11 protein-coding genes are annotated in these 12,675 nt (G+C 42.7%); 9 read left to right on the forward strand and 2 right to left on the reverse strand.

Annotated elements, in window-relative coordinates; all coding sequences use genetic code 11:
• The first annotated feature begins 24 nt into the window (after positions 1-24).
• The 9 genes from NA23_RS09100 (at position 25) to iscB (ending at position 9,798) form a co-directional block, all read left to right on the forward strand.
• Positions 25-1,014, forward strand: coding sequence for an ABC transporter permease (locus NA23_RS09100; RefSeq protein ID WP_033192323.1), 990 nt, complete (start codon positions 25-27; stop codon positions 1,012-1,014).
• Positions 1,014-1,856, forward strand: a complete 843-nt coding sequence (locus NA23_RS09105; protein ID WP_033192322.1) for an ABC transporter permease — start codon at positions 1,014-1,016, stop codon at positions 1,854-1,856. The genes NA23_RS09100 and NA23_RS09105 overlap by 1 nt, the downstream gene beginning before the upstream one ends.
• Positions 1,857-1,880: 24 nt before the next feature.
• Positions 1,881-2,837 carry an ABC transporter ATP-binding protein gene (locus NA23_RS09110; RefSeq protein WP_033192321.1) on the forward strand — a complete coding sequence of 319 codons (957 nt, stop codon included), beginning with the start codon at positions 1,881-1,883 and terminating at the stop codon, positions 2,835-2,837.
• The gene (locus NA23_RS09115; RefSeq protein WP_033192320.1) at positions 2,830-3,750 is read left to right on the forward strand and encodes an ABC transporter ATP-binding protein; all 921 of its coding nucleotides are present in this window, start codon (positions 2,830-2,832) and stop codon (positions 3,748-3,750) included. The genes NA23_RS09110 and NA23_RS09115 overlap by 8 nt, the downstream gene beginning before the upstream one ends.
• A 45-nt stretch (positions 3,751-3,795) precedes the next feature.
• A complete protein-coding gene (bgaS, locus tag NA23_RS09120; protein ID WP_033192319.1) occupies positions 3,796-5,193 on the forward strand; it encodes a beta-galactosidase BgaS in 1,398 nt (465 codons plus the stop codon).
• Between the two features lie 23 nt (positions 5,194-5,216).
• Complete coding sequence (locus NA23_RS09125) at positions 5,217-6,224, forward strand: LacI family DNA-binding transcriptional regulator (protein ID WP_033192318.1); 1,008 nt, start codon at positions 5,217-5,219, stop codon at positions 6,222-6,224.
• 40 nt (positions 6,225-6,264) lie between these two features.
• A complete protein-coding gene (locus tag NA23_RS09130) occupies positions 6,265-7,332 on the forward strand; it encodes a glycoside hydrolase family 5 protein (RefSeq protein ID WP_052107242.1) in 1,068 nt (355 codons plus the stop codon).
• Positions 7,333-7,371: 39 nt separating this feature from the next.
• The gene (locus NA23_RS09135; RefSeq protein WP_033192317.1) at positions 7,372-8,370 is read left to right on the forward strand and encodes a glycoside hydrolase family 130 protein; all 999 of its coding nucleotides are present in this window, start codon (positions 7,372-7,374) and stop codon (positions 8,368-8,370) included.
• A 189-nt stretch (positions 8,371-8,559) separates the two neighbouring features.
• Positions 8,560-9,798, forward strand: a complete 1,239-nt coding sequence (gene iscB / locus NA23_RS09140) for an RNA-guided endonuclease IscB (RefSeq protein ID WP_033192316.1) — start codon at positions 8,560-8,562, stop codon at positions 9,796-9,798.
• A 106-nt stretch (positions 9,799-9,904) separates the two neighbouring features.
• Here iscB and NA23_RS09145 read toward each other — a convergent pair whose 3' ends face one another.
• Together NA23_RS09145 and NA23_RS09150 are read right to left on the reverse strand one after the other, a co-directional pair.
• The gene (locus NA23_RS09145) at positions 9,905-11,626 is read right to left on the reverse strand and encodes an ABC transporter permease (protein WP_084384085.1); all 1,722 of its coding nucleotides are present in this window, start codon (positions 11,624-11,626) and stop codon (positions 9,905-9,907) included.
• A gap of 22 nt (positions 11,627-11,648) precedes the next feature.
• The gene (locus tag NA23_RS09150; protein ID WP_033192315.1) at positions 11,649-12,614 is read right to left on the reverse strand and encodes an ABC transporter permease; all 966 of its coding nucleotides are present in this window, start codon (positions 12,612-12,614) and stop codon (positions 11,649-11,651) included.
• Positions 12,615-12,675: the final 61 nt, after the last annotated feature.

Consider the following 12,675-nt stretch of genomic DNA (forward strand, 5'->3'; position numbering starts at 1 on the left):
CCTAACAATGCAGGGGTGCTCTTGATGAAGAAATATCTGAGAACAAAGATATTTGTTTATATCCTTACGTTTATCTTCGCTGTTACTATCGATTGGTTGATTCCCAGGCTCATGCCTGGGAATCCTATACTTGTTTTAGTTTCAAGATTTGCAACTTTGCCAGAATCCTCGAAAATCGTTTATAGCTATCTCACAAAAGCATTTGGCTTGGACCTTCCAATGTGGAGGCAGTACCTGAATTTTTGGATCGCATTCTTTAAGGGCGACCTTGGAGTAAGTATCTATCTTTACCCAAAACCTGTCGTAGATGTTCTCAAAAGCGCTCTTCCGTACTCGCTTGGGATACTGATACCTTCCATACTGGCAAGCTGGTTCGTTGGTAACAATCTCGGTGCCATTGCAGCACGCCGAAAAAGATTGGATTCTATTATGTTACCTATCATGTATTTCATAACCGGAGCACCGTACCTTTGGATAGGAATCTTGCTTGCATACTTTCTTGGTGTTGTGCTCAGGATTTTCCCAATAGCCGGAGCTTACAGTTTTGCTCTAAGACCACACTGGTCTTGGCTTTTTGTCGGAGATTTTCTGAAACATTGGATTCTACCATTCCTTTCGCTTTTTATAATTCAACTTGGCGGATGGGCAATAGGTATGAGAAATATGATTATCTACGAACTTGAGAGTAACTACGCAAGGTATCTGGAAACTTTGGGTGTGAAAAGAAAACTTATCAGAAAATACACATTCAGGAACGCTATATTGCCCCAGATTACTGGTCTTGCTCTCCAGCTTGGAACGGTAATCGCTGGTCAAGTAACCACGGAAGTTGTCTTTTCATATCCAGGGATAGGATATATACTAACTCAGGCGATACTAAACCAAGATTATTTTTTAATTCAGGGCTGTTTCTTGTTCATCATAATCGGAGTGCTCGTAGCAAACTTCACCGTTGACCTTGTATACCTGGCGCTCGATCCACGGGTCAGATTTTCTTACGGTGGTGAGATTTGATGAGGGAAATTTTGTTTTTCGCATTGAGAAACAAAAAACTCAGAATAGGGCTGTCCATTGTTGTCTTCTTTCTTGTATTAGCTATAATAGGTCCGTACATTTCCAAGTACAAAGATCCGTTAGAGTACGTAGGTCCCGGCTATCAACCACCAAGTAGAAATTACTGGTTGGGTACAACCACGTTTGGGCAAGATGTGTTCACGCAGCTGGTTTTTGGACTGAGGTCTTCGTTCTTCATAGGGTTTCTTGGTGGGGGATTGGCCACTTTGATTGGTTTAATTATAGGATTTTTCGCAGGTTACGAAGGTGGTTGGATCGATGAGTTGCTGATGATGGTTACTAATATACTTCTTGTTGTACCGACCCTTGCGTTGTTGATTATCATTGCTTCCTATCTTCCGTACAGGGGTATATTCATCCAAAGTGTTATCATCGGTTTCACCGCATGGCCATGGACCGCCCGAGCCGTGAGAGCGCAAACTTTGTCATTAAAGGTACGCGAGTACGTGAACCTTGCCAGGATAACTGGTCGGAGTCATTTGAAAATCATTCTCTACGAGATAATGCCCAACATGATGTCGTACGTGTTTATGGTCTTCATACTTCAATTTGGCGGTGCGATACTTGCCGCTGTGGGTCTTGATTTCATAGGACTGGGGCCAACAAAGGGTATTTCGATAGGATTGATGCTCCAGAACGCTGTGCTTTGGAATGCTATTCAGTTAGGTATGTGGTGGTGGGCGATAACTCCCGGATTGGTGATAACCTTGATCGTTGGTGCTCTGTACTTTATGAACACCGGACTGGATGAAGTGTTCAATCCAAGACTTAGAGAGATGTAGTCGCTTAAAGGGGTCGTGATGTAGATGCTAAGAGTTGATAATCTCAAATTGTACTACAAGACATTGAGAGGGTTTGTTAAAGCTGTTGACGATGTGAGCTTCGAGGTAAGGGATGAAGAGTTGCTTGGTCTTGCAGGTGAGTCAGGATGCGGGAAATCAACACTTGGAAATGGCTTAATATTGCTCAAGCCACCGTTGAATTATTTCGGTGGGGACGTCCAACTTGACGGTGAAAAACTTCCGATAGATGATTTCGAGAAAATGAACGACTTTCGGTTCAAGAAAATCTCTATAATTCCACAATACGCGATGGATGCACTGAATCCTACCAAAAAGCTTGGAACTTACGTAAGTGACGTTCTAATTAGTAAAGGTATAGAACCTGAAAGTGTTTGGGATAGGCTAATTGAAAGGCTAAAGTACGTCAATTTGTCCGAAAAGGTTTTGAAAATGTATCCAATAGAACTTTCAGGAGGTATGAAACAACGTGCGGTTATGGTTATCTCTACTTTGCTTAATCCATCCTTGCTGATAGCTGATGAAATAACTTCAGCGCTCGATGTATCGACGCAAAAAGCGGTTTGTCTTATGATTAAGGGTTTTAAAGACGATGGGATAGTCAAATCAATGATATTTATAACTCATGACCTCTCGGTGTTATACCAAATTGCCGATAGGATAATGGTCATGTACGCCGGTAAGGTAGCTGAAATAGGCAGAACTCGTCAACTTATCGAGAATCCCGCACATCCCTACACAAGGATGCTTCTGAATTCATTACCAGAGGTGGGAGTGCGCTATACGGAAAAACTCCTGACCGGTATAGCAGGGCAACCACCACAGCTTTTAAATCCACCTACCGGTTGCCGATTCAAAGAACGATGTCCGTTGAGGGGGAAAGAATGTGACGAAGAGCCTCCAAAAGTTCAGATAGAAGAAGATCACGTTGCGTACTGCTGGAAGGTGAACGCGAATGCTTGAGATAGTGAATTTGACGAAAGCCTATCCAATCGGTCCATTTGGAAGGGAAAAGTTTTACGCAGTTGACAATGTGAGCTTTAAAATAGAAGATCAGGAAATAGTCTCCCTTATAGGGGAAAGCGGCAGCGGAAAGACGACCATTGGAAAACTTATACTGAGATTGATCAAACCAACTTCTGGAAAGATATTTTACAATGCTTTTGACATATCATCCTTCAAAAACCTAAAGGAATACTACCGCCATGTGCAGGGGGTGTTCCAAGATCCTTTTAGCTCGTACAATCCGATTTTCAAGGTAGACAGGGTCTTTGAGATGGTTAGGGAGGAATTCTATCCGGATGTCAAGCGCAGCAGTTGGCAAGAGCGATTGCAAAAAGTCATCGAAGATATCGGTTTGAATCCGAAAGAAGTTTTGGGTAAATTTCCGCACCAGCTAAGCGGTGGACAACTTCAGAGACTTCTTATAGCGCGTGCTTTGCTTATGGAAACGAAATTTTTGGTAGCTGATGAGATAATAAGTATGCTTGATGCTTCTACCAGAATCGATGTATTGAACACTCTGATAAAGTTGAAGGAAAAAGGACTTTCAGTTCTGTTCATTACTCACGATCTTTCACTTGGTTACTATACAAGCGACAAGACTATAATTCTTTATCGAGGAAGTATAATGGAGCACGGCGAGACTGAAAAAGTCTTCAATAACCCGCTCCATCCGTACACAAAAATGCTCCTGGAATCCGTTCCCACACTTCACAAGAAATGGGAAAAAAGCAGTATTGCTCTTGAAGGGAAAAACGTGCCAAAAGGATACTGCAAGTTCTACGACAGGTGCCCACTTGGAGATACCAACTGCAAGAATGTGGAACTAAGAGAAGTAGAGAATGGTCATTTCGTAGCATGCACGAAAGTCTGAAATGAAGTCCGGTCTAAATACTACAAACTTTAGGGAGGGATCTTTGTGTTTCCAAATTCATTCATGTTCGGTGCTTCGCTTTCGGGTTTCCAGTTCGAAATGGGAAATCCTAACGACCCAAGTGAGCTTGATACTCAAACCGACTGGTTCGTTTGGGTCAGGGACCTTGAGAATCTTTTAAACGGCATCGTGAGTGGTGATTTGCCAGAAAGCGGTGCAGGTTATTGGAAAAGTTATGAAAAGATACATCAGCTCGCAGTTGATTTCGGGATGGATACTCTCAGGATAGGTATCGAATGGTCACGAATATTCCCAAGTTCAACAAGGGAAATTCCTTTTGGTGAGGGGATGCTCGAAAAGCTTGATAGTATCGCAAATAAAGACGCAGTTGAACATTACAGAAAGATCATGGAGGATATGAAATCAAAGGGATTAAAGGTTTTCGTAAACTTGAATCATTTCACGCTACCGTTGTGGTTACACGATCCATTGGCGGTTAGGAAAGGTAAACCTACGGATAAGCTCGGTTGGGTAAGTGATGATGCGCCGGTTGAGTTTGCAAAGTACGCCGAATACATCGCATGGAAATTTGGTGATATTGTCGATTACTGGTCAAGCATGAATGAACCGCATGTTGTTGCTCAGCTCGGTTATTTCCAAATACTGGCAGGCTTCCCACCAAGCTATTTCAATCCTGAATGGTACATCAAGAGTCTCAGAAATGAAGCAACTGCACATAATTTGACTTACGATGCTATTAAAAGACACACTGATAAACCCGTTGGTGTTATCTATTCTTTCACCTGGTACGATACACTCAAGCCAAACAACAGTGAAATATTTGAGAACGCTATGTGGCTTGCGAATTGGAATTTCATGGATCAAGTAAAAGATAAAGTCGACTACATCGGTGTCAACTATTACACCCGCGCCATGATTGATAAACTACCTAAGCCTATCGAGATTCAAGATTTCGAACTCAACTGGTACGTTGTGAGAGGATACGGTTATGCATGTCAAGAAGGTGGCTTTGCACTCTCAGGTAGACCAGCAAGTGAATTTGGTTGGGAGATCTATCCTGAAGGACTTTATTACTTACTCAAGGCGATATACGAAAGGTACAACAAACCTTTGATTGTAACGGAAAATGGTATTGCCGACCAAAACGATAAATACCGTGCACAGGTGCTCATATCGCATCTATACGCTGTAGAAAAGGCGATGAACGAGGGTGTTGATGTCCGAGGATACCTGCATTGGTCGATAGTTGATAATTACGAATGGGCAAAGGGATACAGCAAGCGATTTGGCCTTGCCTACACGGATTTCGAAAAGAAGTTATACATACCAAGACCTTCTATGTACGTCTTTAGAGAAATTGCCAAGACAAGGAGTATTGACCAATTCAAGGGGTATGATCCGTACGGACTCATGAAATTTTGATAAAATAAACAAGGGGTGTTCCAATGCCCAATATTTACGATGTTGCGAGAGCGGCGGGCGTGTCGATCGCAACAGTCTCAAGGGTATTGAACGGTGCAAAAAACGTCAGTGAAGAGACGCGAATAAAAGTCCTCCGTGCAGTCAAACATCTTGGTTACAAGCCGATGCCTTCTTTAAGGAAGGCATCGGAGTTACTTTACACAATAGGCGTTTTATTACCAGATTTAAGGGGATACCACTACAACGAAATCGCTATGGCAATTGAAGATTACGCAAGCAAGCATGGTTTTGAAGTGATGGTATCCGTTCCAAAGATGATGCCAGAAGCAGAGAAACACGTACTGGATCAGTTCTTCAAAAGGAAAATCGACGGAGTCATATTATGCGAACTTTTTGGTGGTGTAAATTACATAGAACCTTTCATCAAGAGCGGTGTCCCGATAGTGACATTGGACTACTACATCGAAGAAATCTTGTGCGATTCCGTGAACATAGATAATTTTTCTGGAGCAAAAATTGCACTGAAATATCTATATCAAAACGGCCATAAGAAGATCCTGTTCCTGAGAGGTCCACATTACTCACCCGCAGCTGTGCAAAGAGAGAAAGGTATACGAAAGTTCTTGGATAAACACAAGGATGTGGAAATCTATCTCAGCGAGAATGAAGGGTATGAGCCGGAACACGGGTACGAAGCGGTTGCGACACACCTGAAAAAATTCGGCAAAAACTTCACAGCCGTCTTTTCTATAAACGATTGGTCAGCTATAGGTGCCATGCGCGCGCTCAGGGAATCGGGCCTTTCGATTCCGGATGATGTTTCTATAATTGGATTCGACAACGCTCCTTATTCGGAATTCTTGTATCCACCGCTTACAACCATTCACCAGCCGAGATGGGAGATGGGTCAAACCGCAGCACAGTTGCTAATTGAGAGAATTCTAAAGACTGGACCAAACATCCACCGAAACGTCGTACTTCCAACAAACCTCGTAGAACGTGCTTCTGTAAGGAATATCATGCAGAAGTAAAATCGTTTTCGATTTTTTATCAAACCGAGAGGTGATCGATATGAAAAGGCGTAACTGGAATTATCTTCTGATTATTTTATTGGTCATTTCCGCATTCACTTTGATATCGGCCCAGTGCGATAAAGATAAAACTAAAGAAGGAGAGAAGAATATGGTTCAATCAACCAAAGGCAAGTCTGTCTTTGAATTGAATAAAATGATTGGGAAAGGAGTAAATATAGGAAATGCTTTGGAAGCACCGGTTGAAGGTGCATGGGGAGTTAGAATAGAGGACGAATACTTCGAAGTCATAAAGAAAAGGGGATTTGACTCTGTAAGGATTCCCATAAGATGGTCGGCGCACATTTCCGATAAACCGCCGTACAAAATCGAAGAATATTTTCTCGAAAGGGTTAAACATGTAGTAGATAAGGCACTTGAGAATAACCTTACTGTGATTATCAACACCCATCATTTCGAAGAACTCTACCAAGACCCAGACAAATATGGTGGAGTGCTGGTTGAAATCTGGCGCCAAGTTGCCAGTTTCTTCAAAGACTATCCTGAAACGTTATTCTTCGAAATCTACAATGAACCTGCGCAGAACTTAACAGGCGATAAGTGGAACAAGCTCTATCCAAAGGTGCTTGAGGTTATTAGAGAGAGCAATCCGGACAGAGTAGTTATCATCGACGTTCCGAACTGGGCTCATTACAGTGCGATAAGCAGTTTGAAATTAGTGAACGATAAACGTATCATCGTTTCATTTCACTACTACGAACCTTTCAATTTCACACATCAGGGTGCTGAATGGGTCAATCCTGTTCCACCAGTTGGTGTGAAGTGGAACGGGGAGGATTGGGAAGTAAATCAGATCAAAAATCATTTCAGATACGTTAGTGACTGGGCAAAAAAGAATAACGTGCCTATCTTTCTTGGCGAATTTGGTGCTTATTCGAAGGCGGACATGGATTCAAGAGTCAAATGGACGGAAACTGTGAGAAAAACCGCTGAAGAGTTTGGTTTTTCCTATGCGTATTGGGAATTCTGTGCAGGGTTTGGCATATACGATAGGTGGGCTGAAAAATGGATCGAACCGCTGGCAACCGCTGTGGTTGGGAATAATTAATAATTAATCCTTAACAATTAAGGAACTGGAGGGATTTAGATGAAAATACACGCGACAAGTCTTCCAAACATTCCATGGGAAGATAGGCCTGAAGGTTGTAGTGACGTTATGTGGAGGTACTCGAAAAATCCAATTATACGCAGAGACCAAGCCAAAGATTCGAACAGTATTTTCAACAGTGCAGTTGTTCCTTTTAAAGATGGATTTGCCGGAGTTTTTAGAGTGGACGACAGGCAAAGGAGGATGAATATTAGAAGAGGATTCAGCAATGATGGGATTCATTGGAAGATAGACGATAAGCCTATTGAGTTCATTCAAGAAACTCAAGACGAGATAGAAAGCGAATATAAATACGATCCGCGTGTGGTTTTTATCGATGACCGTTACTGGATAACGTGGTGCAATGGATATCATGGACCAACGATAGGTGTGGGATACACTTTCGATTTTGAGAAATTCTATCAAATAGAAAATGCCTTTCTTCCATACAACAGAAACGGTGTTCTTTTCCCACGGAAGATTAACGGAAAATACGCAATGCTCAGCAGGCCTTCCGATAAAGGCCACACACCTTTCGGAGATATTTTCTACAGCGAAAGCCCTGACATGGTGCACTGGGGGGTTCACAGGTTTGTTATGGCTGCTGGCTATACACCTTGGCAGTCTTTAAAAATCGGAGCTGGACCTGTGCCAATAGAAACCGACGAAGGATGGCTGCTCATCTATCACGGCGTACTTCTATCCTGCAATGGATATGTTTACAGTTTTGGAGCTGCTTTGCTGGACCTTGATAAACCCTGGAAGGTGATAAAACGCTCGAAATCGTATCTCTTATCGCCTCAAACGCTCTATGAATGCGTCGGCGATGTGCCAAACGTCGTATTCCCTGTCGCTGCATTGGTCGATGCGGATACCGGTAGGCTTGCGGTATATTACGGTGGGGCAGACACGGTTGTTGCACTGGCATTTGGATATGTTCACGAAATAATCGATTGGCTGAAGTGTCAACCACCCACCACTGAAGTGGCGGGCTTGTAAAAGCCCTGGTTGACTACCCTCAGCTTTTCGGCTACGTTAGGCTGGTCACGGCACCATGGAATGCTGCTCAAGTTCCATGCCCTGCCGTCTGCTACTAAACAGTCCTAATGGGTAGGGACAGTGTGGCAGACACGACAAGCCAGCCTAACTTTGGGGATGAGCACCTAACTCCGATAGGAGGCTTACCGCATGGTATTCGTGATTTCAAAAGATGGAAAACCGCTCATGCCAACCAAAAGACATGGAAAGGTTAGAAGGCTCTTGAAACAAGGACTGGCAAAGGTGGTAAACAGAGAACCATTTACCATCCAGCTTTTGTACGAAACAACAAGCTATACACAACCTGTCACAGTTGGGATAGACATAGGTTCTAAGACTGTAGGTGTGTCTGCTGTTACTGACAAAGAAGAAATATTCTCTGCAGAAGTCCAGCTTAGACAAGATATCAAAAAGTTACTACTTGAGCGCAGGCAACATAGAAGGTTCAGAAGATACAGAAAAACAAGATATCGCAAACCCAGATTTCTAAACAGACGAAAGGAAGATGGTTGGTTGCCTCCAAGTTTGCAGTGGAAAGTAGATGCTCATGTGAGAATCATCAACAAACTTGCTAAGATGATACCAATAACAAAAGTCGTTGTGGAAGTTGCACCATTTGATATCCAGAAAGTACAAAATCCAGACATAGAAGGAGAAGATTACCAAAACGGTCCGCAGAAAGGATTTGCTGATGTAAGAGAGTACTGCCTTTGGAGAGCTGGATACAAGTCTGAACTGTCTGGTAAAACTGGAATACTGGAAGTCCACCACATTATTCCAAGAAGCGAAGGTGGGACTGATACGCCAAGCAACTTAATAGTGCTAACGGTGGAAGAACACAAGATGTTGCACGAAGGCAAGATAAAGATACCTAAATCAAGATTAGAGCAAATAAAGGTGTTTAAGCACGCAGCACACGTTTCAACGATTGGATGGCACATAGTCAACAAACTCAGGCAAAACTACCATGTCGAAATCACGTATGGTAGTATTACAAAAGAAAGACGGGACATGTATGGACTTGAGAAGTCGCACAGAGATGATGCATTTGTGATAGCTGGCGGGAGTATTCAAAGAAGAGCAAGCGAATGGTATTTTGGTAAATTCTTCAGAAGGCAAAACAGGTTGCTGCATAAAGCTAACCCAATTAAAGGTGGGAAAAGGCCGGTAAACACAATTAAACAAGTGAGAGGGTTTAGAAGGTTTGATAAAGTTGAGTGTGAAGGCAAAATAGGGATTGTAACAGGTCTAAGGAGTAGCGGATACTTTTCGATTAGTGAGCTTAGTGGTGAAAAGATAAGCGATAGTGTAAAGTATACGAAGCTAAGGGTTATTGAGAGAAGTAAGACACTGATGTTTGAAAGGATGGTAGAGGCTGCTTGGTCGTGACTAAAGTCGTGTGTGTCCGCAGCCAAAATTCCTATGAAAATTGAAGTCGAATATCAATGAACAAAAAAGTGGCGGTCTCCCGCCACTTTTTCATTATCTTTTTCAATCATCCAAGCGCTCTTGGGTCGAATGCATCTCTGAGTCCGTCACCGACGAAGTTAAATGCAAGAACGACTACAAATATGAATGCGCCTGGAATCAGTAACCACGGAACCTTTTCAAGTATGTAAACATCCTGAGCTGCGGTTAGCATGTTACCCCAAGATGCAGACGGCTCTCTTATACCAAGCCCAAGGTACGAAAGTCCGGCCTCACCAAGTATGTATCCCGGAATTGACAGCGTTGAGCTCACGATAATGTACGTTGCGAGGTTTGGTATGATGTGTCTCCACATGATCCTTGTGTCTGGAAAACCGAGAGCGATAGCTGCCTCGACGTATTCTCTCTGTCTTTCCGCAAGTATCTGTCCTCTGATGATCCTTGCCCTACCTGGCCAACCAAGGAACGCAAGGATGAATATCAAAAGCATGTACGTTTGTGAACTTGGAAGGTCTATGGGCAACACAGCTCTCAGCAGGAGCAACAGATAGAATCCTGGGATTGCCATTAAGATTTCACAGAATCTCATTATGACTTCGTCAACAATTCCTCCATAGAAACCTGCGAGAGCACCGAAGAAGAGTGAAAGCACCAGTGTAACAAACAAGCCTATGAATCCAATCGTCAGTGAAACCCTTGATGCGAATATGATTCTGCTCCAGACATCTCGACCGTATCTGTCTGCACCAAATATGTTGATAGAAACATATTCGTTGTTATCGTAGTTGTCTACGCCGAAGAGGTGATAGTGAAGTGGGATGATCCAGAATAGATATCCAACACGTTCCGGATCAGTACTATCAGGACCCCATGATTTGACAAACCATTTAACTGGATAGAATTTGTAGTCGTAGGAAACAATCTGTGCTTCATCGAGTGATATTTCATGTTCGTTGAAATCTGCATCGTAATACTTGATACCAACAAGGTCTTGTTCGAGCTTAACAGCCGTTAAGCGGTTCATTGCTTCTTGTTCGTTCATGGCATAGAACCCAAACTTCCAACCCTCGTTTTGAGCGACGAATGACCTTGCTGTTCTTGATTCAGTTATTCTTTCGTTCTTGCCTTTTTCCAGGATGCTGTTATCCACACCAAAGACAAGAGCATCGACATCCTCAGTTTCGTCTTTGTACTGCACCCATTGACCATCGACTTGTGCATAAGCAATGGTTCTGACAACGAGCTTTATAGATTCAGCAAGGACAAATTTTTCATCAAGTTTTCTACCTTTTGGAAGGTACTTTGGAACAATCGTTCCGTCTTCCTTAATTTCAACCACATGCTTGTCAATCACTGCAAGCTCTGTCCCGTCTTTGAGTTTCAACTTAATCCTGCTTGGGAAAAGCATTGTCTTGAAGTTCTGTGTGTAGTCAAGCTTGTCAATATAGCTGACCTCAGGTAAAACATACGGCGACATTGTTGTCTTGAGGTCCGCTACGTTGTATTTCATCATTACTGTTGTTGGCTTCTTCAAAGAATGGTTGAGATTCTGTTTAAATGGATCATACGGTGCCAAAAAGTCTGCAAAAATCATTGCGATGTACATGATTATGAGAACCCACATACCAAACATCGCTAGCTTGTTCTTCTTGAAAGCTCGCCACATCAGTTGCCCACGCGTAAGGTAGACTTCTTCGAAGTCAATACTTTCCGTACTATCAGCTACATTTTCTCCAGTAACTTCTTGCTGAGGAACCTGATTGATGTTCTTCTTTTTATCTTCAGCCATATCTCAAAGCCTCCCTCACTACTTACTCGTATCTTATGCGCGGGTCAACCGCGGCAAGTAAGATGTCACCAACTAAGTTTCCTAAGACAAGCAATACTGTTCCGATAACTGTACTTGCCATAACAACATAGTAGTCTTTTTGCAGCAAGGCTTGATAAGTCAACCTACCAAGTCCTGGCCATGAGAAGATTGTCTCAGTTATAACGGCTCCACTCAACAAACCTGAAAGACTGTAACCGAACATAGTGATTAACGGGTTGATGGCATTTCTTAAAGCGTGCTTGTATATAACAACCCTTTCGGGCATTCCTTTCGCTCTTGCAAATTCAACGTAATCTTCGTTGAGAACATCAAGCAACGAACCCCTCATGTACCTCATCAAACCGGCAAAACCACCGAAAGTCAAAGTAAAGGCTGGTAATTGCATCCTCCGAAAGATGTCTTTAAACGCATTCCATACGTCGAGTCGGGATGTTTCCGGACTGTACATACCACCGATTGGAAACCAACCGGTCCGCGCAGCCATGTACAAAAGCACAAGCGCAAGGAAGAAACCGGGGAGTGCAAGACCACTAAATGCAACAACTGTAAGAATCTTATCGGTAAGCGTGTACTTTTTTAATGCGGATACAATACCTAAAACAACGCCGATGATCCAAGAAAGGACAAAAGAATAAAGTGACAAAACAAACGTTCCAAGCAAACGTTCACCGATAAGCGAAGCAACAGGTCTTCGGTAGTAGAAAGAGTAACCGAAGTCACCTCTAACTACCTTACCAAGCCAGTAGAAATATTGAACTATAGCCGGTTTGTCCAATCCAAGCTCTTTTTCCATAGCCTTCAATGTTTCTTGCGAAATAGAGGGATCAAGTTTGTACTGATCCAAAAATGTTCCAGGTGATAACTGAATGAGTGCAAAAACGATAATAGTTATTATCCACAACTCTGGCAGCATTATAATAAGTCTACGTGCGATATATTTTATCAACCCAGTTCACCTCTCCCTTTGTTTATCTAATGGTTACTCGACATACTTTGTTAATTTAACT

Origin of the sequence: Fervidobacterium islandicum (assembly GCF_000767275.3) — a bacterium.
GTDB lineage: Bacteria > Thermotogota > Thermotogae > Thermotogales > Fervidobacteriaceae > Fervidobacterium > Fervidobacterium islandicum.

Coding starts and splice junctions, on each gene's coding strand:
- NA23_RS09105 (WP_033192322.1), top strand. CDS start 1,014: ATGAGGGAAATTTTGTTTTTCGCATTGAGAAACAAAAAACTCAGAATA.
- NA23_RS09130 (WP_052107242.1), top strand. CDS start 6,265: ATGAAAAGGCGTAACTGGAATTATCTTCTGATTATTTTATTGGTCATT.
- NA23_RS09110 (WP_033192321.1), top strand. CDS start 1,881: ATGCTAAGAGTTGATAATCTCAAATTGTACTACAAGACATTGAGAGGG.
- NA23_RS09100 (WP_033192323.1), top strand. CDS start 25: ATGAAGAAATATCTGAGAACAAAGATATTTGTTTATATCCTTACGTTT.
- NA23_RS09115 (WP_033192320.1), top strand. CDS start 2,830: ATGCTTGAGATAGTGAATTTGACGAAAGCCTATCCAATCGGTCCATTT.
- NA23_RS09125 (WP_033192318.1), top strand. CDS start 5,217: ATGCCCAATATTTACGATGTTGCGAGAGCGGCGGGCGTGTCGATCGCA.
- iscB (WP_033192316.1), top strand. CDS start 8,560: ATGGTATTCGTGATTTCAAAAGATGGAAAACCGCTCATGCCAACCAAA.
- NA23_RS09135 (WP_033192317.1), top strand. CDS start 7,372: ATGAAAATACACGCGACAAGTCTTCCAAACATTCCATGGGAAGATAGG.
- NA23_RS09145 (WP_084384085.1), bottom strand. CDS start 11,626: ATGGCTGAAGATAAAAAGAAGAACATCAATCAGGTTCCTCAGCAAGAA.